General features: G+C 69.4%; 22 protein-coding genes and 1 pseudogene. 13 read left to right on the top strand and 10 right to left on the bottom strand.

The window, feature by feature from the left end; genetic code table 11:
• On the bottom strand, positions 1-1,149 hold the full coding sequence (locus tag C6Y44_RS17785; protein WP_159417834.1) for a serine/threonine-protein kinase: 1,149 nt from the start codon (positions 1,147-1,149) through the stop codon (positions 1-3).
• 274 nt (positions 1,150-1,423) lie between these two features.
• Here C6Y44_RS17785 and C6Y44_RS17780 point away from each other — a divergent pair, with 274 nt between their 5' ends.
• The 4 genes from C6Y44_RS17780 to C6Y44_RS17765 are packed head-to-tail and all read left to right on the top strand — an operon-like array spanning position 1,424 to position 5,480.
• Complete coding sequence (locus tag C6Y44_RS17780; protein ID WP_159419169.1) at positions 1,424-2,185, top strand: hypothetical protein; 762 nt, start codon at positions 1,424-1,426, stop codon at positions 2,183-2,185.
• On the top strand, positions 2,182-3,762 hold the full coding sequence (locus tag C6Y44_RS17775) for a DNA polymerase Y family protein (RefSeq protein WP_159417835.1): 1,581 nt from the start codon (positions 2,182-2,184) through the stop codon (positions 3,760-3,762). Before C6Y44_RS17780 ends, C6Y44_RS17775 begins: the two co-directional genes overlap by 4 nt.
• A gap of 15 nt (positions 3,763-3,777) precedes the next feature.
• Entirely contained in the window at positions 3,778-4,554 is a 777-nt protein-coding gene (locus C6Y44_RS17770; protein WP_159417836.1) for an alpha/beta fold hydrolase, read from the top strand.
• Between the two features lie 11 nt (positions 4,555-4,565).
• Positions 4,566-5,480 (top strand): exodeoxyribonuclease III, encoded by a 915-nt coding sequence (locus tag C6Y44_RS17765; protein WP_159417837.1) that lies wholly within the window; start codon positions 4,566-4,568, stop codon positions 5,478-5,480.
• Between the two features lie 48 nt (positions 5,481-5,528).
• Here C6Y44_RS17765 and C6Y44_RS17760 read toward each other — a convergent pair whose 3' ends face one another.
• On the bottom strand, positions 5,529-6,635 hold the full coding sequence (locus C6Y44_RS17760; RefSeq protein WP_120279929.1) for an alcohol dehydrogenase catalytic domain-containing protein: 1,107 nt from the start codon (positions 6,633-6,635) through the stop codon (positions 5,529-5,531).
• Positions 6,636-6,685: 50 nt separating this feature from the next.
• Here C6Y44_RS17760 and C6Y44_RS17755 point away from each other — a divergent pair, with 50 nt between their 5' ends.
• Positions 6,686-7,210, top strand: coding sequence for a hypothetical protein (locus C6Y44_RS17755; protein ID WP_159417838.1), 525 nt, complete (start codon positions 6,686-6,688; stop codon positions 7,208-7,210).
• A gap of 55 nt (positions 7,211-7,265) precedes the next feature.
• Positions 7,266-8,144: a sucrase ferredoxin gene (locus C6Y44_RS17750; RefSeq protein ID WP_159417839.1), complete on the top strand. Its 879-nt coding sequence runs from the start codon at positions 7,266-7,268 to the stop codon at positions 8,142-8,144.
• 52 nt (positions 8,145-8,196) lie between these two features.
• Here the strand turns inward: C6Y44_RS17750 and C6Y44_RS17745 are convergent, their stop codons facing one another.
• The 4 genes from C6Y44_RS17745 to C6Y44_RS17730 form a co-directional block, all read right to left on the bottom strand.
• Positions 8,197-10,320 (bottom strand): MMPL family transporter, encoded by a 2,124-nt coding sequence (locus C6Y44_RS17745; RefSeq protein WP_159417840.1) that lies wholly within the window; start codon positions 10,318-10,320, stop codon positions 8,197-8,199.
• Positions 10,321-10,605: 285 nt separating this feature from the next.
• Positions 10,606-12,135, bottom strand: a complete 1,530-nt coding sequence (locus C6Y44_RS17740; protein WP_159417841.1) for a multicopper oxidase family protein — start codon at positions 12,133-12,135, stop codon at positions 10,606-10,608.
• Positions 12,136-12,209: 74 nt separating this feature from the next.
• Positions 12,210-13,349, bottom strand: coding sequence for an RNA polymerase sigma factor (locus C6Y44_RS17735; protein ID WP_120279925.1), 1,140 nt, complete (start codon positions 13,347-13,349; stop codon positions 12,210-12,212).
• 2 nt (positions 13,350-13,351) lie between these two features.
• Positions 13,352-13,759 (bottom strand): YciI family protein, encoded by a 408-nt coding sequence (locus tag C6Y44_RS17730; protein ID WP_064063887.1) that lies wholly within the window; start codon positions 13,757-13,759, stop codon positions 13,352-13,354.
• 112 nt (positions 13,760-13,871) lie between these two features.
• Here C6Y44_RS17730 and C6Y44_RS17725 point away from each other — a divergent pair, with 112 nt between their 5' ends.
• Positions 13,872-14,777, top strand: a complete 906-nt coding sequence (locus C6Y44_RS17725) for a D-isomer specific 2-hydroxyacid dehydrogenase family protein (protein WP_064063847.1) — start codon at positions 13,872-13,874, stop codon at positions 14,775-14,777.
• Here C6Y44_RS17725 and C6Y44_RS17720 read toward each other — a convergent pair.
• Entirely contained in the window at positions 14,771-15,103 is a 333-nt protein-coding gene (locus C6Y44_RS17720) for an ArsR/SmtB family transcription factor (RefSeq protein ID WP_006550100.1), read from the bottom strand. The genes C6Y44_RS17725 and C6Y44_RS17720 overlap by 7 nt on opposite strands.
• Entirely contained in the window at positions 15,090-15,548 is a 459-nt protein-coding gene (locus tag C6Y44_RS17715) for an SRPBCC family protein (protein ID WP_006550101.1), read from the bottom strand. The genes C6Y44_RS17720 and C6Y44_RS17715 overlap by 14 nt, the downstream gene beginning before the upstream one ends.
• Positions 15,549-15,735: 187 nt before the next feature.
• Between C6Y44_RS17715 and C6Y44_RS17710 the strand changes: the two genes are divergently transcribed.
• From C6Y44_RS17710 to C6Y44_RS17700, 3 genes are read left to right on the top strand one after another with little or no spacing between them, the layout of a single operon-like run.
• Positions 15,736-18,987, top strand: a complete 3,252-nt coding sequence (locus tag C6Y44_RS17710) for an error-prone DNA polymerase (RefSeq protein WP_192378502.1) — start codon at positions 15,736-15,738, stop codon at positions 18,985-18,987.
• A gap of 11 nt (positions 18,988-18,998) precedes the next feature.
• The gene (locus C6Y44_RS17705) at positions 18,999-19,856 is read left to right on the top strand and encodes a DUF4349 domain-containing protein (RefSeq protein WP_159417843.1); all 858 of its coding nucleotides are present in this window, start codon (positions 18,999-19,001) and stop codon (positions 19,854-19,856) included.
• Positions 19,849-20,157, top strand: a complete 309-nt coding sequence (locus C6Y44_RS17700) for a rhodanese-like domain-containing protein (protein ID WP_016692855.1) — start codon at positions 19,849-19,851, stop codon at positions 20,155-20,157. The genes C6Y44_RS17705 and C6Y44_RS17700 overlap by 8 nt, the downstream gene beginning before the upstream one ends.
• On the opposite strand, the gene C6Y44_RS17695 is transcribed toward C6Y44_RS17700, so the two are convergent.
• Positions 20,154-20,618 (bottom strand): tRNA (cytidine(34)-2'-O)-methyltransferase, encoded by a 465-nt coding sequence (locus C6Y44_RS17695; RefSeq protein ID WP_159417844.1) that lies wholly within the window; start codon positions 20,616-20,618, stop codon positions 20,154-20,156. The two genes, C6Y44_RS17700 and C6Y44_RS17695, sit on opposite strands and share 4 nt — an antisense overlap.
• 143 nt (positions 20,619-20,761) lie before the next feature.
• Between C6Y44_RS17695 and C6Y44_RS28145 the strand changes: the two are divergent.
• Positions 20,762-20,827, top strand: a pseudogene (locus C6Y44_RS28145) (DUF2510 domain-containing protein); the annotation flags it as partial.
• On the opposite strand, the gene C6Y44_RS28140 reads toward C6Y44_RS28145, so the two are convergent.
• Positions 20,827-21,324 carry a hypothetical protein gene (locus tag C6Y44_RS28140; RefSeq protein ID WP_225623854.1) on the bottom strand — a complete coding sequence of 166 codons (498 nt, stop codon included), beginning with the start codon at positions 21,322-21,324 and terminating at the stop codon, positions 20,827-20,829. The pseudogene C6Y44_RS28145 and the gene C6Y44_RS28140 sit on opposite strands and share 1 nt — an antisense overlap.
• A gap of 295 nt (positions 21,325-21,619) precedes the next feature.
• Between C6Y44_RS28140 and C6Y44_RS17685 the strand changes: the two genes are divergently transcribed.
• Together C6Y44_RS17685 and C6Y44_RS17680 are read left to right on the top strand one after the other, a co-directional pair.
• On the top strand, positions 21,620-22,651 hold the full coding sequence (locus tag C6Y44_RS17685) for an aldo/keto reductase (RefSeq protein WP_120283546.1): 1,032 nt from the start codon (positions 21,620-21,622) through the stop codon (positions 22,649-22,651).
• Between the two features lie 151 nt (positions 22,652-22,802).
• A complete protein-coding gene (locus tag C6Y44_RS17680) occupies positions 22,803-23,417 on the top strand; it encodes a maleylpyruvate isomerase N-terminal domain-containing protein (protein WP_120279920.1) in 615 nt (204 codons plus the stop codon).
• The last annotated feature ends 79 nt before the right edge of the window (positions 23,418-23,496 follow it).

Genomic DNA, 23,496 nt, shown 5'->3' with positions numbered 1-23,496 from the left:
TCAGACGACCAGCGCGATGATGACGGCGACGAGCAGCGCCACCAGGATCACCGCGACCATCGCCGCCATCGCCAGGGGCGCATAGGCGACGATGCGGTCCTGCGGGTTGTCGGGCACGGGACCCTTCGGGAGCAGACGGTCGAGCAGATCCGCGGGGGCGAAACCCTTCGCCGACTTCTTCGGACCACCGGTGGCCTGAGCCGCCGCACCGAGGGGACGGTCGACGAAGGAACCACGGGGGCGTGCGGGTTCGGTGAAGTGCGCGGAACGCTGTGCCCACGACGGGATCGTGCCGTCCTCGTTCTGGATGGGACGGCCGCGCAGGGCCGCCGCCGATCCGCCCGGTCCGAGGACCACGCGGGCGAGGAGATCGCGCGCCTGCGCCATCGTCGGGCGTCGCGCCGGATCGGGCTGGAGCATCTCGAGCAGGGGTTCGGTGAGCGGACCGGTGTGCGTGGGCATGATGATCTCCGCCCGCGCGACCCGGTGCAGCAACGCGATCGAGTCGGTCTCGAAACCGAAGGGCGGTTGCCCCTCCACCGCGGTGTAGAGGGTGGCGCCGAGCGAGAAGACGTCGCTGGCCTCGGTGGGGTCGTTGCCGCGTGCGACCTCGGGCGCGAAATAGGCGGGGGTGCCGATGATCACGCCGTCGGGGTCGTTGTCGCCCTTCGCGCGGGCGATGCCGAAGTCGCTGATCTTCACGATGCCGGCGTCGCGGCCGCGTTCGGCGATGAGGATGTTGCCGGGCTTGACGTCGCGGTGGACGATCCCGGCGGCGTGCGCGGCGGTCAGGGCGTCGGCGACGTTCGCGCCGATCTGCGCCACCACGTACGGCGGGAGAGTGTCGACGACGTTCATCACCTGCGCCAGGCTGCGGGACGGCAAGTGCTCCATGACGAGCCACGGTTCGCCGTAGTGCAGAGCCATGTCGTACATCGAGATGGCGTGCTCGTGGGCGAGCTGGGCGGCGGCCCGGCCCTCCCGGAGCGCGCGGCGGCGGAGATCCTCGGCCTCGTCGGGATCGAGGTCTGCGGTGGAGATCACCTGTTTGACGGCGACGTCGCGGCCCAGACGGTTGTCGCGGGCGAGCCAGACGGCACCCATGCCGCCACCGCCGAGCTTGGAGTCGAGCCGATATCGACCGGCCACCAAGTGATCCGGCCCTACGGCCCGTCCTGCCCATGCCTGCTCCGCCACTCGATCGAGAGTAGTCGATCGGAGGTGTTCGCCCCGGCCGAAGAACGTGTGAGCTGCACTGTAGTCACCGTCGGGGGCGGTGCTTCCGGCTTGACGGGAAGGATTCGGGTCGGTTCTACTTGATGAAGATCGAAAGTATGTTCGAATAGAGTGCGAGCCGGGCCACGACTTCCCCGTGGTCGGCCGGTCGTGTGTGTCAGGCGGCAGGCGGATGACAGGGGTGACAGTGGGCGAGGTGGCCGAATTTCCGGTGGACGACGAGGAAGCGGGTCGCGCGGAGCGGATCGAAGCGTTGCGACGTCGTATCGCGGCAGTGCCGGCGCGGGGCGAGGTCCCGTCCGTCGCGCGAGGCCGGGTCGAGGCCCCCTCCGGCCGCATCCTGCCCGTCCCGGCACCGCTCGCGGAACTGTTGCCCCAGGGCGGATTGGTGCGCGGCAGCGTCGTCTCGGTGTCGGGGGCCACCTCCCTTCTCCTCGGGATGCTCGCGTCCGTGACGGCCTCGGGCGGGTACGCCGCCGTGATCGGTCAGCGTCGGCTGGGTCTGCTCGCCGCCGCGGAGATGGGGGCCCACCTGCACCGGCTGGCCGTGATCCCCGATCCCGGACCGGATCCCGTGGAGATCGCCGCGGTGCTGCTCGACGGGATCGACCTGGTGGTGCTGGGACTCGGCGGGGCATCGGTGCCGCCGTCCCGCGCTCGTGCGGTCGCCGCCCGGGCGCGGAGCAAGCAGTCCGTCCTCGTGGTCACGGACGGTCGCTGGGAAGGTGCCCACGTGCGACTGGAGGCGCGGATCGACGGTTATCGGGGCGTGGACGGTCCCGGCCGGGACCGGTTGTGCGCGACTCGCCTGTCGGTCCGGGCGCACGGGCGTGCGTTCCCTCCGCGCGCCACCCGCGTGGAGGTGTGCGCCGACCGCAGTGCCGTCGAGTGGGCGAGCGAAGAGCGGAATCGGCTGGAGGACGGGCGTTTCCGTAAAGCGGTCCGGTGAACGACTCGTCCTCTCGACGGGCGCCCGCGCGGGTCGTGGCCCTCTGGTGCCCCGACTGGCCCGCGGTCGCCGCCGCCACCGCCGCGGAGTTGCCCGCGACCGTCCCGGTGGCGGTGGTCTCGGCGAATCGTGTCGTCGCCTGCTCGGCCTCGGCGCGGTCCGCGGGTGTCCGGCGCGGTCTGAGACGACGTGAGGCGCAGGCCCGCTGCCCGGAACTGCATGTGGCCCGCTCGGATCCCGACCTGGAAGCGCGGACGTTCGAGGCGGTGGTGGCCGCGATCGATGCGGTGGCCCCGGGCGTGGAGGTGCTGCGCCCGGGTCTGGTGATCCTCGCCGCGCGCGGTGTGATCCGGTGGTTCGGCTCGGAGGAGGCCGCCGCGGAGGCCCTGATCGACGCGGTCGCGGCGACCGGCGTGGAATGCCAGGTCGGTGTCGCCGACGAGTTGTCCACCGCGGTCCTCGCCGCGCGCCGGAACGCGCTGGTCCCGACGGGGAGGGGCGCCGAGTTCCTGGCGCCGCTGCCCGTCTCGTATCTCGCGGTGGAACCGGCGCTGGCGGCTCCTCGGCGGGCCGACACGGTGGATCTGTTGCGCCGTCTCGGTATCCGCACCATCGGAGCGTTCGCCGCGTTGTCCTCGATCGATGTGGCGTCACGCTTCGACGCGGACGTCGTGGCTGCGCACCGGAGCGCACGGGGCCTGCCGGAACGTCCCCCGTCGGGACGGCCGATCCCTCCGGACCTGACGGTCGAACAGCCCTGCGACCCGCCGGTGGAACGGGTCGACGCCGCGGCCTTCGCCGGTCGCGCACTGGCCGAACTGCTCCACACCCGGCTCGCCGCAGCGGGAGTCGCGTGCACGCGACTGCTCGTGACGGCCCGCACCGGGGCCGGTGAGGAACGCGCGCGCACCTGGCGCTGCGCCGAGCCGCTCACCCCCGAGGGCACGGCCGATCGTGTGCGATGGCAGCTCGACGGATGGCTCACCGGCCGCAACACCAACCGGCCCACGGCGGGAATCGTGCTGCTGCGCCTCGAACCGGTCGAGGTCGTGGCCGCCGGTGCGCTGCAACTCGGGTTGTGGGGCGGTGTCGGCGACGAGGACGAACGGGCACGTCGGGCGCTCGTCCGGGTGCAGGGCCTGCTCGGTGGGGACGCCGTCCGGATCGGCGTGCTCGGTGGTGGCCGGGGACCCGCCGAACGGATCGTCCTCGTGCCCGTCGGCGACGAGGCGATCCCGCACTCCGACCCGGACGCACCGTGGCCGGGCCGGCTCCCGCCCCCCGCTCCCGCGCTGGTGTTGCACACACCTCCCGCGATCCGGCTGGACGACGACGTGGGGAATCCGGTCTCGGTGACCGAGCGCGGACTGCTCAGCGGGTCACCTGCTCGGCTGCGATGGGGAAGTCGCAGCTGGACGGTGATCGGATGGGCCGGTCCGTGGCCGGTGGACGAGTACTGGTGGGACCCGGCCGTCGCCCGGTGCGCCGCCCGTCTGCAGGTGCTGCTCGAGGAATCACGGGCCCTGCTGGTGTTCTTCGGTGCCGACGGCTGGCGGGTGGAGGGCGTCTACGACTGAGTAGGCTCGAGCATCATGAGATCTCCGGTCCTCACCGCCGCGCCGAACGGGGTCGCCCTCGCATATCGCGAGTTCGCACCGTCCGCTGCCGCCGCCCGTTCCGTGCCCGTCCTGCTGGTGCACGGGATGGGCGGCGACGGGCGCACGTGGACCCGGTTCGCCGGAGCCCTGGTGAAGGCGGGCCGACGGGTGATCACCGTCGACCTGCGCGGACACGGACGCAGCGGCCGGGCAGCCTCGTATCGTTTCGGCGAGTTCGCCGCCGACGTCGCCGGTCTGTGTGCCCACCTCGGTGTCGAGACCGTCGATCTCGTCGGGCACTCGCTCGGTGGGCACGTGGGATCGCTGGTCGCGCAACAGAATCCCGGACTCGTCCGGCGACTGGTCCTCGAGGAGACACCCCTGCCGCTGCGGGAGGGGGATCCCGTTCCGGAGGTGCCGGCCCACCGTCCGACTCCGGTGGAGTTGTGGCACGCCGCGACCAGCATGGCGCTCAACCCTCGCGCGGTCACCGCCTTCGACCGCTCGATGACGCCGTCGGTCGTCGCCCAGTTCCACACGCCGAATCCGGTGTGGTGGCAGCACCTTCCGTCCCTCGCCGCACCGACCCTGCTGTTGCGCGGAGTGCGGCGCGGCAGCATGGTCGACCCGCAACTGCTGACGGCGGCAGTCGAGGCACTGCCTTCGGCCTCCGTGCAGGAGATCGGCTGCGGGCACAGCATCCACCGCGACCGTGCCCGCGATTTCGCAGCGGCCGTCGTCCCGTTCCTCACGGATCGATCGGTTGCCTAGACTGGACGATCGTGCGCATCGCGACCTTCAACATCAACGGAATCCGCGCCGCACAGCGCCGCGGATTCGAGGACTGGCTGCGTGAACGCAACCCCGACGTGGTGGCCCTGCAGGAGGTACGCGCTCCGGCGGCTGCGATCCCGCAGGGTGTCTTCGGCAAGTACCACCTCGCCTACGACGAGGGCACCCTTCCCGGCCGCAACGGCGTCGGGATCCTGACCCTGCACGAACCCGCCGCCGTGCGCACCTGGAGCGGCACCGCACTGCTGCGACTTCCCGGTGAGGAACACGTCGACCGGATCGAGTTCGATCGGGGAGCGTTGGCACGCGGACTGTCCGAATTCGCCCACGAGGGGCGGTACGTCGAGGTCGATCTCGCCGACGCACCGATCACCGTGGCGTCGCTGTACCTGCCGAAGGGTGGGCTCCCGGCGCACCTCCAGAAGCCCGGGCGCATGCGCGACGAACCGGACGGCGGGGTGCGCTACCAGCGCAAGATGCGGTTCCTGTCGGCCTTCGCCCGGCAGCTGACCCGTAGCCGGCTCGCGGCGCGCGCCCAGGGGCGCGAGTTCCTGATCATGGGTGATTTCAACGTCGCCCACACACGCTACGACGTGCGCAACTGGCGGCGTCGCGGGCAGGCCGAGGGTTTCCTGCCCGAGGAACGCGCCTGGTTCGATTCGCTGCTGTCACCGCGCACGCTCGTCGACGTCGTCCGCCGGCATCATCCCGAGGTCGACGGTCCCTACTCGTGGTGGTCGTGGCTGGGGGAATCGTTCGCCTCCGATTCCGGGTGGCGGATCGACTACCACCTCGCCACGCCGCAACTGGCCCGGACCGCGATCTCCGCAGGGACCGACCGCGATCCGGCACCGGACCGAAGGATCAGCGATCACGCGCCGGTCGTCGTGGACTACGACATCTGAGTCACCGTCGTGGACTACGACATCTGAACCTGATGTGTGGGCTCGTGATCAGTCCATGGTGAGGATCTGGCGGAGGGCGGTTCCGTCGGCCAGGGCGTCCATCGCCTCGTTGATCCGGCCCAGCGGCAGACGGTCGGTGACGAGCCGCTCGACCGGCAGTCGCCCCTCGCGCCACATGTCCACGAAGCGGGGGATGTCCCGGGCCGGGACGGCGGATCCGAGATAGCTGCCCACCAGTGAGCGGCCCTCGCCGACGAGAGCGGTGGGCGAGATCTCGAGCCGGGCGTCGGGGGCGGGCAGTCCGACGGTGATCGTGGTGCCTCCCGGTCCGGTGAGCGCGACCGCCGTGGCGAGCGCGGGCACGCTCCCCGCGGCCTCGATGACCAGCCGTGCCTTCACGCCCTGCTCGACGGCCTCGTCCGGTGAGAGGACGTGTCGGGCTCCCAGCGAACGGGCCGTGTCGCGCTTGTCGGGGGAGGTGTCGACGGCGATCACGGTGACGTCGTCGTGGGCCAGCGCCACGAGCAGCGCGGCCATCCCCACTCCACCGAGACCGACGACGACCAGCGTGTCCCCGGCCTGAGGACGAGCGGCATTGACGACCGCACCGCCACCGGTCAGCACGGCGCAGCCCATCAGCGCGGCGACCTCGGCGGGGACGTCGTCGCCGACACCGACGAGCGACCGCGTGTCGACGACGGCGTGGGTCGCGAAGGCCGATGCTCCCAGATGGTGGTGGACGTCGTTCCCGTCGCGGTGCAGCCGCCGGGCGCCCGACAGCAGGGTTCCCGCAGCGTTCGCGGCCGATCCCGGGATGCAGGGGCGGATGCCGTTGCTCGCGCAGCCCTCGCACTCACCGCAGCGGGGCATGAAGGTCATGACGACCCGCTCGCCGACGGAGAATCCGGTGGTGTCGTCACCGAGTTCGACGATGCGTCCGGCCGCTTCGTGCCCGAGCAGCATGGGCACCGGGCGAGGCCGGTTGCCGTCGACCACGGACAGATCGGAGTGGCACACACCGGCGCATTCGATCTCGACCAGCGCCTCACCCGGTCCCGGTGGGTCGAGTTCGAGAAGGTCCACGCTGAGCGGAGTGGACTCCTCGTACCGCCGCTGACGTCCGATCTCCTCCAGGACTGCTCCGGTGATCTGCACGGGTCTCCCTTCCGTAGGGTCGCGGATTCTCTGCCCCTAGCATCACGAGCATGACACTCACCCGGGCCGACCGCGTCCTCATCGGTGCTGCCGCCATCTTCCTCGTGTCCCAGGCGAACATCGGTCGGGTTCTCGGTTCCACGGCCCCGACAGTGGGCACCGTCCAGACCACCTTCTCGGCCGCGAAGTACCGGAAGATCCTCGACGATCTCGGCCCCGAGGAGATCGAGCGCTACCGGGAGCACTACTACTGGGACATGGTCCACCCGGCGACCTTCGCGATCGCGTTGCGGGCCGGCGCACGATCACTCGACGAGCACCGCCCGTTGTCGCCGAGTACGCGTCGGATCCTGATGGCGGCGCCGGTCGTCGCCGCGGCGGGGGACTACGTCGAGAACATCGTCGGCCTGTACCTGCTGGATCAGCGCACCCGGATCGACGACCGGACGGTCCGGGCCGCCTCGACCGTCAGCGTCACCAAGTGGGTGCTGGCACTGGGCAGCTTCGCGTACCTGTCGCAGGGATTCCTGCGGATGTGGAGTGGTGTGGCACTGCGTCGACTGCGCCGCGGCTGACCCGTCACCACGGGGTGCCGAGCCGCCGCGAGGGTGTCCGGGCCACAATGTCCGCGTGACCACCATCTCCGCCCCCACCTGTTCCGCACTGTCCGCGCTCGACGAGCCGCTGCCCGGAACGGCAGCCACCGCGCCCGGCTACGTGTGCCTCGAGGTGCCGACGGGTTGGGGCCGCGACGTGCTCGACGGCACCGCCCTCGGCGCCGAGTTGTCGGACGAACTGTCCGCCCGGGCGAAGGCCGCGGATGTGCGGATCCTGTTCATCCGGAGACCCGGCCGCGACGTGGTGCGGGAGACCCGAACCGTCCTGCTGGCCCGCACGGAACCGGAGAACACCTGGTGCGAGCGGCTCGAGATCACCGAGCCGGCCGAGCTGCTCGACATCGTCCCCCGCGTGGTCGCAGGTCCGGCCCCCGGCATCGGCGCCGCCGTGCAGGACCCGATCGCCCTGGTGTGCGCTCACGGCAAGAGGGACCGGTGCTGCGCTGTGCTGGGGCGCCCGATCGCGGCCGCTCTGACCGCCGAGTTCGGGCAGGACGTGTGGGAGTGCTCGCACACCGGCGGACACCGTTTCGCGCCGTCGATGATCATGCTGCCCACCGGCTACACCTACGGGCGGCTCGGTGAGGACGACAGTCTCGCCGCGGTCCGCGACGCCGGGAAGGGACAGGTCCACGCGGCCGGTCTGCGGGGTCGCAGCACCTGGGGTGCGGCCGGGCAGGCCGCCGAGATCGCGGTGCGCGAGGCGATCGACGAGTTCGCGATCGACGCCGTGACGGTCGAGGACGGGGACGAGCCGATCGTGCGCCATCACGACGGCCGGGCATGGCGGGTCCGGGTGGAGACCTCGGAACTACCGGCCCGGCCGGCGAGCTGCGGTGCCGCGGCCAAGCCGGCGCGTCCCGTCGTCGCGACGACGATCACGCCGCTGTAGCGACCCCGAACACCGGCCGCCCTGCGGTCTGATGACCCGGCCGCTCTGCGGTCTAATGCCCCAGTCCGACCTTCGCGTGCACGCGCTTCATCCACGCCGGTGCCCACCAGTTGGCCTCACCCATGAGCTTGACCAGCGACGGCACGAGCAGCATGCGCACGATCGTCGCGTCGATGATGAGCGCGACGATCATGCCGACTCCGAGGAACCGCATGATCGACAGGCCGGAGATGGTGAAGGCCCCGGTGACCACGATCAGCAGCAGTGCGGCGGCGGTGACGACACGTCCGGTGCGGGCGATGCCGTATTCGACGGCCTCGACCGTGCTCGCTCCGGCCGCGCGGGCCTCCATCATGCGCGACATGAGGAACACCTCGTAGTCGGTCGACAGGCCGAACACCACGGCGAGGATGAGGACGACGAAGGTCGGCTCCATCGCCGCGGGAACGACGTGCAGCCACGAAGCACCGTGGCCCAGCTGGAACACCCAGGTCAGCACACCGAAGGTCGCGGCGAGGCTCAGTGCCGCCATGAGCACGGCCTTGATCGGTAGTGCCACCGACCCGAATGCCAGGAACAGCAGCACCAGGGTCGAGAGCACCATGATCGTGATCATCCAGGGGAGCGAATCCGAGACGGCCTGGTTGGCGTCGTCGACGAGGGCCCGGCCACCGCCGACGAGCAGATCGGTGCCGTCCGGCACGTCCAGGGCGCGCAGTTCGCCGGTGATCTCGCTCGCCCGTGCGGTGCCGTCCACGCCCTGCGCGTAGAGGCCCTGCAGGACCACCACGTCGGACTCCTGCCCGACGATGACGGTCTGCGAGATGCCGTCGACCTTGGCGACCTCGGTGGACACCGTGCGCACGGCAGTGCTGTCCGGGGCCTGCCCGTTCTCGCCGCGCAGGACGAGTGTGGCGCCGTTGCCGGTGCTCGGGAACTCGTCGAGCAGGGTCTGGGTGGCCGCGCGGGCCTGGCTGTCCTCGGGCAGCGCGGTGTATTCGATCTCCCCGAACCGTGCTTCGAACACAGGCGACGCGAGTACGAGGAGACCGCCGGTGATCACCACCGCGATCAGGGCGGGACGGCGCACGACCTTGCGGACGACCCCGCCCCAGAAACGACGCGCCCGCGCTTCGGCGCGGGTGGAGGTCTCACGGTCCCAGGTCCACGCGTTGATGCGGTGGCCGAGCATCGTCAGCAGCGCGGGAACCGCGGTCAGCGACAGGACGGCGGCACCGAGGACGGCGGCCATGGCACCGAGGCCGAGCGACCGCAGCACCGTCTGCGGGAAGACGAGCATGCCCGCGAACGCGCAGATCAGCAGGGCAGCGGAGAACATCACGGTGTGACCGGCGGTGGACATCGTCCGCTTGACCGCCGAGGTGACGTCCGAACCGGCCGCGAGTTCCTCGCGGTAGCGGCTGACGATGAACAGGCCGTAGTCGATCGCCAGGCCCAGACCGATCAGCGACGTGATGTTCAGCGCGTACGACGACACCTCGGTGAAATTCGACAGCAGACGCAGGGTGGCGAGGGACGAGAAGATCGCGAGCACACCCACGAAGACCGGGACCGCGGCGGCGATCACCCCGCCGAAGATGAACACCAGCAGCACCAGCGTGATGGGCACCGCGATGAGCTCGGACCGGACGAGATCGCTCTCCAGGGTGTCGGTGAACTCGATCGCGACCACGGTGTTGCCGGCGAACTGCGATTCCACGCCGGGCACCTCGAGCAGGTCGAGGGCTTCGGGGAAGCTCGCGGCGGTGAGCCCGGAGTTCGCGCCGAGCGTGATCGAGGCAGCCACGCTGCGTTGGTCGGTCGACAGCAGCAGCTGGTTCATCGGCGGCGGAGCGGTCCAGTAGGTCTGGATCGACTCGGCGGGGACGGCGTCCTGGAACTCGGCGAGGGTTCTTTCGATGTCGGGACGGATGCCGTCGACCGTGCGTCCCTCGGGTGCGGTGTAGAGCGCGATGATGTCCGCGGCCTGCGACCCGAAGTTCTCGTAGATGATCTGCTCGACCTCGACGGCCTCGCTGTTCGGGTCGTAGTAGCCCGTGCCGGTCAGCTTGCCGAAGATCCCGACGCCCCAGGCGCCGGCGAAGAGCACGACGAGCAGCACGATCGCCAGTACCCATCGGCTCCTGGTGACGACGATCTCGGCCCAGCGACTCATGCCCACTCCCGGTTCCGCTGACGATTGTGACGATCGGCAACTGTACTGGCGTGGAGTGGGAGGGCTTCACCCTGCTCGGCCGGAACGGCCGCGAGATCAGGGGAGGAAGAAGGTGGACCGACGCGCCGGATGCCTCACGGCACGTTGCGCAACGTGGCTCCAGCCGGACGGTATTCCACGAAGGCGGTTTCTCATTGGCTCCGGGGCGTACGCGACGCGCCGATCCACACTCCTCAACAGGGGTGGGCAAGGATCCATTCCCGGCCCTGCCGGACGTGACCGGGTTCACCCGCCGTCGTGGGCATGGTGGGCCGTGCCGGCCGCCTGCGTCACGTCGTGCACCTCGTCGGCGCCGACCACCACGAACTGTCCCATCATGCCGCTGTCCTCGTGTTTGAGCAGGTGACAGTGGTACATGTACGGCATCGCCGGATCGGTGTGGCTACCGAACGGAACGAGCAGACGCACGGTCGCCGCCGGCGGGACGAAGACGGTGTCCTTGCGACCGGCCAGGGACGGATGGTCAGGACTCACCCCGGTTATGCCGAGGATCTCGAACTGCACGTCGTGGATGTGGAAGTTGTGGATCGTGCCGCTGACGTTGCGCACCTCCCAGAGTTCGGTGGTGCCGGCGACGACCACCTCGTCGATCCGGCCCATGTCCATCTCGCGATCGTTGATGGTCGTCGACGAGGTCAGGTCGATGCGGCGGGTGCTGCTCGGTTCCCCGAGCTCCGGAAGGGTGGTCAGTCTCTCCGGGATCGCGGCCGACGACCTGAGGACGGGTGCCGCCCGCAGCTCGAGGACGTCCATGCGGTCGTCGCCACCGGAGAAGCGGTCCTGCCAGAAGCCGGCCTTCAGCTCGGGCGGGGTGCTGCGCAGCACGTGCCTCGAACCTGCTTCCGGCCGGACGACGATCTCGGCGCGCTCACCCGGCGACAACTGGAGACTGCGGACGGCCCGCGGCTCCTCGAGCAGACCACCGTCGCTGCCGACGACGAGGAACGGCATCCCGGTGTCGAACGAGAAGTTGTAGACGCGCGCGTTCGACGCGTTGAGCACCCGGAGCCGGACCGTCTCGGTAGCGACGTCCAGGAACGGCCGCGGTGTGCCGTTGACGAGGATCTCGTCGCCGAGCGTGCCGACATCGGCGAAGATCGCGTTGCTGTCGTCGAGTTGGTCACCGTCGAACTTCCGGTCCTGGACGATGAGGGGGATGTCGTCGACCCCGTAGTCGTGGGGGAGCGGCGACGTGCCGGGCTCGTCGATCAGGAACATGCCCGCGACACCCCGGTACACGTGCGCGGCGGTGGAACCGTGCAGGTGCGGGTGGTACCAGAGGGTCGCGGCCGGTTGATCGACGGTCCAGTACGGCGACCACGTCGTTCCCGGCTCGATCGGCTGATGCGGTCCGCCGTCCATCGCCGCGGGCAGGTGCATGCCGTGCCAGTGCATCGTGCTCGTCTCGCCGAGCTCGTTCGTGACGTTCACGCGCACGTTCTCTCCGCGCACGGCGCGGAGGGTGGGTCCGAGATAGCTGCCGTTCACGCCCCACGTCCGGGTGTCGGGGCCGTGCCCGAGGTCGGTCGTGCCGCGCCGCATGGTCAGGTCGAACACGCGCGTGCCGTCGGCGTCGACGGTGCCCGACTCGACGGGAGGGATGCGCAGGGCGGTGTCGAAGTCGACGCGTCCGGTGGTGTCGAGCGCGCGCGTGGTCCACGCGTGGACGGCCAGGCCACCGATGACCGCCACGAACGCGATGAAGAGCACGAAGGGTATGGCGAGCAGACGCACCAGGAGTTTCACGACACCCATGCTCGTTCTCCCGCACCGTCGGCACATCCGGCGTGGCACCGGATTTCGTGGTGGGGGAGAACCCTGACGGAACCTCAGGAAACGCTGTGCAGGCGTGCCGCCTGCCGCACGAGATGGTCGCGTTCGGGCACGCTGGTCGCCAGGTGCGCGGCCTCGGCGTAGAGCCGGGCCGCCGTCGCGGTGTCGCCGGCGCGTTCGTGGAGATACGCCGCGGCCGCCGTGTACCGGGGCAGGCTGGGGTCGAGCTCGGCCATTGCTGCGAGACCGGCGTGGGGTCCGTCGGCCTCACCGACCGCGACGGCACGGTTGAGACGGGCCACCGGGTTGTCGGTGAACCGCAGGAGCTCGTCGTACCACTCGACGATCTGCACCCAGTCGGTCTCCTCCGCGGTACGCGCGTCGGCATGCAGGGCGGCGACGGCGGCCTGCGCCTGGAACTCGCCGAGCCGGTCGCGGGCGAGCGCGGCCTGCAGGATCTCCACGCCCTCCGAGATCAGACGCGTGTCCCACAGGCTGCGATCCTGTTCGGTGAGGGGAACGAGACTGCCGTCCGGCCGGATGCGCGCCGCTCGCCGGGCGTGATGGAGCAGCATCAGCGCGAGCAGACCCGACACCTCGGGGTGGTCGATCACCGCTGCCAGCCCGCGCGTGAGCCGGACGGCCTCGGTGGCCAGGTCGACGTCACCCGAATAGCCCTCGTTGAACACGAGATAGAGCACCCGCAACACCGTCGCGACATCGCCCGGCCGATCCAGCCGGACGTCCGCGATCGTGCGCTTGGCCCGGCTGATGCGTTGGGCCATCGTCGCTTCCGGAACGAGATAGGCCTGCGCGATCTGCCGGGTCGTCAACCCGCCGACGGCACGCAGGGTGAGCGCGACCGCCGAGCCGGGCGTGAGCGACGGGTGGGCACACAGGAAGTACAACGCGAGCGTGTCGTCCACCGGTGTGCCCGGCCCCGGCCGGGGCTCGGCGTCGACGAGGATCTCGCGGCGTCGACGGGACGCGTCGGCGCGCACGGTGTCGAGGAATCTGCGCCACGCCACCGCGACCAGCCAGCCCTTCGGGTCGCGCGGCGGATCCTCCGGCCACACCCGCAGGGCTTCGACGAGCGCGTCCTGGACGGCATCCTCGGCCGACGCGAAATCCGCTCCGCGGCGGACGAGGATGCCGATCACCGTGGGGACGAGCGTGCGCAGCAACGCCTCGTCCACGTCTACTCCGTGACGGTCGGCGGTTCGGACATGAACGGTCGCACCTCGAGCCATTCGTGGATCGGCTTCCCGCCGGCTCCCGGCGCGGCCGACAGTTCGCCGGCCAGTTCCAGTGCCCGGTCGTAGCTGTCGACGTCGATCACCATCCACCCGGCGATGAGATCCTTCGTCTCCGGGAACGGCCCGTCGGTGGCCGGGGGACGTCCCTCACCGTCGTAGCGGACGAAGGTGCCCTCCGGGGAGAGCGCCTGCGCGTCGACGAACTCGCCGGTGCTCTCGAGACGGGCGGCGAAATCCTGCATGTACCGGATGTGGGCCGACACCTCGTCCGGCTCCCACTGATCCATGGGTACGTCGTTCACCGCTGCCGGGGCGCCGCGGTAATGCTTGAGCAGCAGGTACTTGGCCATGATGTTCTCCTCCGTGCGGTACGGCCCATTGTGGCCGCGTTCATGGAGGAGACGGAGCCGCTTCCGGATTCTCGACATCCCTCCGCGAACGATTCGAGGTTAGGGTCGCGGCATGCGTATTCATCTCGGACCGGGCCACGACGAACACCTCGCCGCCGCGATCGTCTCCGGCGGTGGAACCCTCTCCGAACTGGACGAGGCCGACGCCCTGGTGTGGGACGGCAGCGCCGAGGAATTCCCGGATCTGCCCGACCGGGTGCGCTGGGTGCAGCTCACCTACGCGGGTATCGAACCGTTCTTCCGGGCGGGCGTGATCGACGACCGCCGGCTGTGGGCGAATGCGTCCGGTGTGTACGCCGACAACGTGGCCGAGTACGCGGTGGGAGCGCTGCTCGTGGGGTTGCGGCAGTTCCACGCCTCGGTTGCCGCGAAGCGGTGGACCAAGGACGTTCTCGACCCGCGGGTGCGGACCCTCCACGGCTCGACCGTGGCCATCGTCGGATGCGGCGGTATCGGCCGGGCGATGATCCCGCGCCTGCATGCCCTCGGCGCGTCCGTCGTCGCGGTCAATCGTTCGGGCCGTCCCGTCGACGGCGCGAAGGTCACGCTGCCGGCCGACCGCACGTCGGAGGTGTGGTCGATGGCCGATCACTTCGTCGTCGCCGCACCCGCGACCGCCGAGACCGATCATCTCGTCGACGCCGCCGCGCTCGCGGCGATGCCCGGGTCGGCGTGGCTCGTGAACGTCGCGCGGGGCAACCTCGTCGACACCGACGCGCTGGTGAAGGCGCTCGGGGACGGTGCGATCGCCGGGGCGGTCCTCGACGTGACCGATCCCGAACCGTTGCCCGACGGTCATCCGCTGTGGGATCTCGACAACGCCGTGATCACACCGCACATCGCCAATACGCGCAGCCGGCTGACGCAGACGTTCGCGCCGACCCTCGAGGAGAACGTACGCCGGTTCGCCGCGGGTGAGGAGTTGATCGCCCGGGTCGATCCGAACGCGGGTTACTGAGGCCGTTCGGCCGCCTTCTTGATCGCGGACAGGCGGCGGTCCCAGCCTGCCCCCACGGCGTCGATCGCACGCCCGACCGCGCTCAGCCGCGATCCGACGGCGGAGAAGCGGATCTCCCGTCCGGCGCGCTCGGAGGTCACGAGACCGCACCGTTCGAGCACCGCCAGATGCTTGGCGATGGCCTGACGGGAGACCGTGAACTCGGCCGCGAGCCCGGACGCCGACGCCGGGGATCGGCCCAGTCGCTGCAGGATGCGCCACCGGGTGTCGTCGGCCAGGGCCGCGAAGACGGGATGCAGGTCGGCGGAGAACTCAGCGTCGGGCAACGCTTCCGTCCTTCTCGAGATGGTGCTTGGCGATCTCCAGTTCGGTGGTCCAGCCCCGGGAGTTCTCCTCGAAGCGGGTGCGGCGTTCGCTCGCGTCGCCGGGCAGGGAGTCGAATCCGGTTTCCGTGACGCGTAATTCGGTCGTGTCGGTGTCGAGGGCGGTGAGCCGGAACTCGACGAGGGTCGACGGGCTGTCGGGATCGGTGTGGTCGGCGAGCCAGCGGAAGGCCGCGTAGTGCGGTTCGTCGAGGGTCACGGTGCGGAAGACGAAGGCGCCGTGGACCGGATCGTGCACGGTGGTGAGATCTCCGTCGTGTTCGAGGCGGTGCTCGGTCCACTCGTTGTCGTTGATGTACCAGCCGGGTTCGGCCACGAGTGTCCACACCCGGTCCACGGGGGCGTCGATGGTGATGTCGCGTTCGATGCGGTCGAGTTCGTCGGTCATGATTGCCTCCTTCGATGGGAATGCAACTCCAGGGTTGCACTTGCTGGCCCGTGATGCAACCCCCTGGTTGCAGTCGATCGTGCAGTTCTCGTCGCCGACTCCCGGCGTGTCGCGACGAGAACTGCGCGTGTTCGAACGTCTCGTTCGAACACATGTGCGATACTGGATCGGTCGAGGAGGTGCCGGAGTGGGATGGGGAAACGGTCCGCCGACCTGGTCGGAGATGGAACGTGTGCTCTCGGGACGACCCGGCACTTCCCGTCGCGATGCCGAACATCCCGGCGACGGGAGCGACAGCCCGGCGTGGTCGCGCACCCGCGCCGAGTACGAGGCGCGGGTCCGACGTCCACAAGGGCCGGTCGTGCCCTACGCCGAACTGCACGCCCACTCTGCGTTCAGCTTCCTCGACGGTGCCTCCACGCCGGAGGAACTCGCCGAGGAGGCGGCACGACTCGGACTCGAGGCCCTCGCGGTGACCGACCACGACGGACTGTACGGGGCGGTGCGATTCGCCGAAGCCGCACGCGAACTCGACATCCGCACCGTCTTCGGAGCCGAGCTGGGCCTCGACGATGCGCACCTGCTCGTCCTCGCCCGCGGTCAGGAGGGCTATCGACGCCTGTCGCGGCAGATCGCCGACGCCCACCTCGCAGGAGGGGAGAAGAACAACCCGAGGTACGACTACGACGCGCTCACCGACGCCGCCGGTGGGCACTGGCAGATCCTCACCGGTTGTCGTCGGGGGCACCTGCGACAGGCGCTCACCACGGGCGGGATCCCCGCCGCCGAAGCAGCATTGCTCGATCTCGTCGACCGGTTCGGTGCCGACCGCGTGACCGTCGAACTCACCCGTCACGGATATCCCGACGACCACGAACGCAACGCAGCCCTCTTCGAACTTGCCGCGCGACATGGCATTCCGTGCATCGCGAGCACGGCGGCGCACTTCGCGCATCCCCATCGGCGACGTCTGGCGATGGCCGTGGCGGCGATCTCCGACCGGCAGAGCCTCGACGACGCCGTCGGCCGGATCCCCCCGACCGGAGGCGGGCACCTGCGGTCGGGGGAGGAGATGACGCGGCTGTTCGAGGCCTTTCCGGGTGTCGTGCACCATGCCGCCGAACTCGGTCGTGAATGCGCCTTCGATCTGCGTCTCGTCGCCCCGAAACTGCCGCCCTTCGATGTTCCCGACGGGCACACCGAGTTCACCTGGCTGCGCGAACTCACCTACGACGGGGCGCGTCGCCGCTACGGTCCGGTCGAGCGCCGCCCCGACGCCTATCGGCAGATCGAACACGAACTCGACGTCGTCGGCCGGCTGGGATTCCCGGGATACTTCCTCGTCGTCCACGACATCGTCGACTTCTGCAAGCGGAGCGACATCCTCTGCCAGGGACGAGGATCGGCCGCCAACTCGGCGGTCTGCTACGCGATCGGCATCACCAACGTCGACCCCGTCGGCAACAAGCTGCTGTTCGAACGCTTCCTGTCGCCCGAACGCGACGGCCCACCCGACATCGACCTCGACATCGAATCCGACCGGCGCGAGGAGGCGATCCAGTACGTCTACCGCAAGTACGGCCGCATCAATGCGGCGCAGGTCGCGAACGTCATCACCTACCGCGGTCGTTCCGCCGTCCGCGACATGGCCCGTGCTCTCGGATACTCGCAGGGACAGCAGGACGCGTGGAGCAAGCTGATCGGCCGGTGGGGTGGGGTGCGGGTAGAGACCGACGAACGGATCCCGGAGACGGTTCTCGATCTCGCCGAACAGATCGAAGGTCTCCCACGGCATCTCGGCATCCACTCGGGCGGCATGGTGATCTGCGACCGGCCCGTCGCCGACGTGTGCCCCGTCGAATGGGCGCGAATGGAAGGACGCACCGTTCTGCAGTGGGACAAGGACGACTGTGCTGCAGCGGGTCTCGTGAAGTTCGATCTGCTCGGCCTCGGCATGCTCTCCGCGTTGCACTACATGATCGACCTCGTCGACGAACACGAAGGCATCCGAGTCGATCTCGCGCACCTCGACCTCTCCGAGCCGGGGGTCTACGAGATGTTGTGCCGCGCCGACTCGGTGGGTGTCTTCCAGGTGGAGTCGCGGGCGCAGATGGCCACTCTGCCGCGGTTGAAGCCGCGCTGCTTCTACGATCTGGTCATCGAGGTGGCCATCATCCGGCCCGGCCCGATCCAGGGCGGTTCGGTGCACCCCTACATCCGGCGGCGCAACGGTCTCGAACCCGTCACCTACGACCATCCGTGCCTCGAGAAGGCCCTCGAACGCACCCTCGGTGTTCCGCTCTTCCAGGAACAGCTCATGCAGATGGCCGTCGACGCCGCGGGATTCACCGCGGCGGAGGCCGACCGGTTGCGTCGCGCCATGGGATCGAAACGGTCGACGGAGAAGATGGAGCGTCTGCGGGGACGCCTCTATCAGGGCATGCGGGACCTGCACGGCATCACGGGGGACGTCGCCGACCGCATCTACGAGAAGCTCTACGCCTTCGCGAATTTCGGTTTCCCCGAAAGTCATTCGCAGAGCTTCGCCTCGCTGGTGTTCTATTCGGCGTGGTTCAAACTGCACCATCCCGCAGCGTTCTGCGCGGGTCTGCTGCGTGCTCAGCCGATGGGTTTCTACTCGCCGCAATCGCTGGTCGCCGATGCCCGCCGTCACGGTGTGGTCGTCCACGGCCCCGACATCGGGGCGAGCCTCGCGCACGCCACCCTCGAGAACGAAGGGCGAGAGGTCCGGCTCGGCCTGGCGACGGTGCGGCACATCGGCGACGACCTCGCCGAACGCATCGTGACCGAACGCAGTGCCCACGGCCCGTACACCTCGCCCGCCGACCTCGCCGCCCGCGTCGGTCTCACCACCGCGCAGGTCGAGGCACTGGCCACCGCGGGAGCGTTCTCCTCGTTCGGTGTCACCCGCCGCGAAGCCCTCTGGGGTGCGGCTCCGGCGGCGGCACAACGCCCCGGCCGGCTTCCTGGGATCGGGACGGTGCCGGCTCCGGCCCTGCCGGGCATGAGCGCTCTCGAACTCGCCGCCGCCGACGTCTGGGCCACGGGAATCTCGCCCGACAGCTATCCGACGCAGTTCCTGCGCGAGAGGCTCGACGAACTCGGGGTGATCCCGGCCGCGGACCTGCTGCAGGTCCCCGACGGGACACGCATCCTCGTCGGCGGGGCCGTGACCCACCGGCAGCGACCGGCGACCGCCGCCGGTGTCACCTTCCTCAACCTCGAGGACGAGACCGGAATGGTGAACGTGGTGTGCTCGGTCGGTCTGTGGGCGCGTTACCGGACCGTGGCCCACACGGCTCCCGCCCTGCTCGTTCGCGGCCGACTCCAGAATGCCGAGGGGGTGGTCACGCTCCTCGCCGACCATCTCGAAGCCATGGATCTGCGAATGCCGAGCAGATCACGCGACTTTCGCTAGCATCGCCGAGTGTGAAACGCCTGTCGCTGGTGTCGTTGGCTCTGTTCGCGCTGGTCGTCACCGGCTGCGACGAGGGTGGGGGAGGCGAGGGCTCCTCGGCCTCCGCGCCTGCGATCTCGGCACCCGCGATCGTCGACGGCGGTCTCCGCGAGTCGCAACCCGTCGAGGAGTCCGACCGCAAGGAGGTCGTCACCGGCTACCTCGAGATGGATGCCGGCGATCCCGTGGCGACGGGCCGCCGGGTCGTGACGGTCGTCGAGGAGGCCGGTGGGCGCGTCGACTCGCTCACCGAGCAACCCGAGGCGAGCAGCGTGCTCACGGTGCGGGTGCCCGCCGACCGACTCGACGAGGTCGTCGACGAGATCCGCACGCTCGGCCGAGTCACCAGCCTGAGCACCACTCGCGACGACGTGACGATGCAGTACACCGACCTCGAAGCCCGAGTGGGTGCGTTGCGGGCCTCGGTGGACCGCCTGCGCGCGCTGCTCGAGTCGTCGGCGGACGTCGAAGCGCTGATCGCTGCAGAGACCGCGCTGGCCGAACGACAAGCCGAACTCGACAGTCTCGAGGCGCAGCGACGTCAGCTGGGCGACCGGATCGAACTGTCCACGCTCACCGTCGACATCACCACCGATCGTCTTCCCTCCGAGCAGGACAGTTTCTGGGACGGGCTGGTCGCGGGATGGAACAGTCTGTGGGCCGCGCTGGGGGCAGCGGTGGTCGGTATCGGCGCCGCGCTACCGTGGGTGGCGTTCCTGTTCGTGTGTGCAGGTGTCCTCTACCTGGTCATCCGGCTCATCACCCGACGGGGACGTTCGTCCGGAACCACCGGGACGCCCGATACCGAGAGGACCGACAGCGATGCGTGAGGTCGACCTGGCCGCACTCGAATCCGCGCTCACCGACGGGGCGACCGTCATCGACGTGCGTGAACGCGACGAATACGCCCAGGTGCGCGTACCCGGCGTCACGAACATCCCGCTCAGCGAGTTCGTCGCGCGGATCGACGAGATCCCCACCGAGGGCACCGTCTACGTCGTCTGCGCCGTGGGTGGCCGCAGCCTGCAGGCCGCGCAGTATCTCGCCGGTCGCGGTGTCGACGCCGTGTCCGTCGCGGGCGGCACCGACGGATGGGCCCGCTCGGGTCGTCCGGTGGAGAGCGGCGCCTAAAACCCTCCGGGGAAACCGTGCTGTCGCCACGCCTCGTAACAGGCGACGGCTGCGGCGTTCGACAGATTCAGCGAACGCCGCCCGGGCAGCATGGGGATACGGATCTGCTCGGTGATGTGCGGGTCGGCGAGCACCTCGGGCGACAGCCCGGTCGGTTCGGGTCCGAACAACAGCACGTCGCCGGCCCGGTACTCGATCTCCGCGTAGCTCGACGTGCCGTGCGCGGTGAACGCGAACACCCGCTCGGGGGCCAGCGCCGCCCATGCGGCGTCGAGACTGCTGTGCACGGTGACCGACGCGAGGTCGTGGTAGTCGAGGCCTGCGCGGCGCAGCTTCGGCTCGGACAGGTCGAAACCGAGTGGTTCCACCAGGTGCAGTTCCGCGCCGGTCGCGGCGACCATGCGTATGGCATTGCCGGTGTTGGGGGGAATGCGCGGCTCGTGGAACATCACTCTGAACACGATGCAGGTTAACAAGTCGGCACTGTGTGTCCCGGCTCGCACGCCCCTTCCACCTGCCTCGGTGAGGTTCCGAATTGTCGGTGTAACAAACCGATCGGTACCGGCGACGTTCTGCGGAACGCATTCCTCAGAACGGATCGAGCATGAATCCTCCTGCCGGTTGGCATCCCGACCCCTATGACCCGTCCATCGATCGCTACTGGGACGGTCAGCAGTGGACGAACCAGACCAGGCCCAAGGGCAGCGGCGACCCCACACAGGTGTTCGGGGCTGTCGGCCAGGGTGGCAATCCTCCTGCCGGAGGCGGGCAGAAGCGGCGCAAGTGGCCGTGGGTGCTCGGCGCCGGCCTCGTCGGACTCGTCGCGCTCGGCGCCGCTGTCGGTGAGGAGGAACCGAAGACGGAAACCACCTCGGTGGTGTCCACGACGAGCAGTTCGGCGGCTCCGACCACGACGACGGCGAAGCCCACCACAACGTCGCCCCGGACGACGACATCGGCGCCCACCACGACCTCCGACTCGCCTGCCGTGGTGCCGTTGGTTCCCCAGGTCGGAACGACCGTCGTGGAAACGACGACGGAGTACACCCCGCCGCCCGCTCCCGCGTACACCCCGCCGGCGACGACGGAGTACACGCCGCCCCCGACGCCCGAGTACACCCCGCCGCCGGTGACGCAGTACACGCCCCCGCCCGCTCCTGCGTACACGCCGCCTCCGTCTCCTGCTCAGCAATCGGGTGGCACTGTGCACGGCGGTTCGTTCTGTTCCACCCCAGGTGCCACTGGAGTCACGACCAAGGGGACTCCGATGGTGTGCGCTCCCGGCTCGGATGGCCGGGACCGTTGGCAGTCACCGAATTAGAACCACCCGTCGACGTCAGTGCACCGGCGCTCGGCGGATCATTGTGCGCAGCCTGAGCGGAACCGGTGACAGTCCGGAAGTGCCCGTGATCGAGTGGCGTGGACCCGAATTCCGCTGGAACCGAAAGGCGAACTCCGCCCGATGTCGCACGGCACCGTCGAAACCCCGTACACCGCAGCCGAGAATCGTTACGAGACGATTCCCTACCGTCGCTCGGGGCGGTCCGGGCTCGACCTGCCGGCCTTCTCGTTCGGGCTGTGGCAGAAGTTCGGCACCGACTACCCCTTCGAGACGCAGCGGGAGATCATCCTCCACGCCTTCGACCTCGGCATCACCCACTTCGACAACGCCGACCGGTACGGTCCGCCGCACCGTGCCGCGCAGAAGAACTTCGGCCGGATCCTCGGCAAGGACCTCGCGCCCTACCGGGACGAGATCATCCTGTCGACGAAGGCCGGCAATCCGATCGGTCCCGGTCCCTACCAGAAGGGCGGGTCGCGCAAGTCGCTGCTGGGCTCGCTCGAGCACAGCCTGCGTGATCTCGGCACCGACTACGTCGACATCTTCTACAGCCACAGCCCGGACCTGTCGACGCCGCTCGAGGAGACCGTCGGGGCACTCGTCTCCGCCGTCGAGCAGGGGAAGGCGCTCTACGTCGGCATCTCGAACTACCAACCGGATCGTGCGCACGAGGCCGCGACACTTCTGCGGGAAGCCGGCGTCCCACTACTCGTTCACCAGCCGCGCTACTCGATCTTCGACCGCAGCATCGAGCAGAACGGTCTGCTCGACGCGGCCGAGCAGGACGGTTTCGGCCTCGTCGTGTATTCGCCGCTCGCACAGGGACTTCTGACCGACAAGTATCTCGAGACCATTCCGGACGGTGCGCGAGCGGTGGACAGCGCGTTCCTCTCCCCGGACGTGATCGACGAGACCTACCGGCAGCGCGTCACAGAACTCGACAAGCTCGCCCGGTCGCGTGGGCAGTCGCTGGCCCAGCTGGCGCTGCAGTGGGTGCTCCGGCAGCCGGCGGTGACCTCGGCGCTCGTCGGCGCGAGCTCTACCTGGCAGCTCGACCACAACCTCGAGGCGCTGAGCTTCCCGCCGCTCACCGAGGACGAACTCGCCGTCATCGACGAGTACGGCGTCCACGGCACCGGGCTCGGTCTCTGACACGACCGCCATGCGGCTCTATGAGAACCTGGGATTCACGTTGCGCGAGCGATTCGCGCTGACCCGCGTGCTCACACCGTCGGCGTAGCCGGGGGACGCGTGTTTTCATTCTCGTGTCGGGTTCGATATTCGGTCGACTGCGGGAGATGTCATGGGATCACCGGTAGCGACGTACGTCTCGGCGGTACGCAGCTTCTCGGAGCTGGTCCGTACCGTGCCGGAGGATCGCTGGGACGGTCCGGGCCTGGGTGAATGGAACCTCCGAGCGCTGATCGGCCACACCTCGCGCTCGTTGACGACCGTCACGACCTATCTGGACGGTCCCGCCGACACCGAGGACCTCGCGAGCGCGGAGCAGTACTACGTCCACGTCAAGGAACTGACCTCGGTCCTCGGCGCGGACGACATCGTCGAACGTGGACGGCGTGCCGGTGCCGACCTCGGTGACGACCCGGTGGCGACGATCGATGCCCTCTCGACCGCGGTGATCGACCGGCTCGGTGCCGGCGAGGACCGTCTGCTCCGCGTGATCGGGGACAAGGGGATCCGGTTGCACTCCTATCTGCCGACGCGCACCTTCGAACTCGCCGTTCACGGTCTCGACATCGCAGCTGCCGCAGGTATCCCTTACGAGCCTCCGGCCGACGTCCTCGAAGAGGCAACCCTGCTCGCCACAAGGATCGCGCTGGCATTCGGCGACGGTACGACCGTGCTGCGGGCATTGACCGGACGGACGTCGCTGCCGGATGGCTATTCCGTCATGTGAGCGGAGAAGTTCAGTGCGGCCGGGGTCGGAACATCGAATCCTCCAGCAGCGCAAGCGCGGATGCCGGCGCCGTTTGTCA

The sequence above is a fragment of the Rhodococcus rhodochrous genome (genome assembly GCF_014854695.1).
Classification (GTDB): Bacteria; Actinomycetota; Actinomycetes; order Mycobacteriales; family Mycobacteriaceae; genus Rhodococcus.
Note: the sequence above shows the minus strand (reverse complement) of the source record. Positions and strands in the feature narration are given on the sequence as shown.

What these genes read in the sequence shown, in the direction of transcription:
- C6Y44_RS17770 (WP_159417836.1), top strand. Translation starts at nt 3,778, where the DNA reads ATGAGATCTCCGGTCCTCACCGCCGCGCCGAACGGGGTCGCCCTCGCA.
- C6Y44_RS17755 (WP_159417838.1), top strand. Translation starts at nt 6,686, where the DNA reads ATGACACTCACCCGGGCCGACCGCGTCCTCATCGGTGCTGCCGCCATC.
- C6Y44_RS17745 (WP_159417840.1), bottom strand. Translation starts at nt 10,320, where the DNA reads ATGAGTCGCTGGGCCGAGATCGTCGTCACCAGGAGCCGATGGGTACTG.
- C6Y44_RS17740 (WP_159417841.1), bottom strand. Translation starts at nt 12,135, where the DNA reads ATGGGTGTCGTGAAACTCCTGGTGCGTCTGCTCGCCATACCCTTCGTG.
- C6Y44_RS17730 (WP_064063887.1), bottom strand. Translation starts at nt 13,759, where the DNA reads ATGGCCAAGTACCTGCTGCTCAAGCATTACCGCGGCGCCCCGGCAGCG.
- C6Y44_RS17725 (WP_064063847.1), top strand. Translation starts at nt 13,872, where the DNA reads ATGCGTATTCATCTCGGACCGGGCCACGACGAACACCTCGCCGCCGCG.
- C6Y44_RS17715 (WP_006550101.1), bottom strand. Translation starts at nt 15,548, where the DNA reads ATGACCGACGAACTCGACCGCATCGAACGCGACATCACCATCGACGCC.
- C6Y44_RS17700 (WP_016692855.1), top strand. Translation starts at nt 19,849, where the DNA reads ATGCGTGAGGTCGACCTGGCCGCACTCGAATCCGCGCTCACCGACGGG.
- C6Y44_RS17685 (WP_120283546.1), top strand. Translation starts at nt 21,620, where the DNA reads ATGTCGCACGGCACCGTCGAAACCCCGTACACCGCAGCCGAGAATCGT.
- C6Y44_RS17680 (WP_120279920.1), top strand. Translation starts at nt 22,803, where the DNA reads ATGGGATCACCGGTAGCGACGTACGTCTCGGCGGTACGCAGCTTCTCG.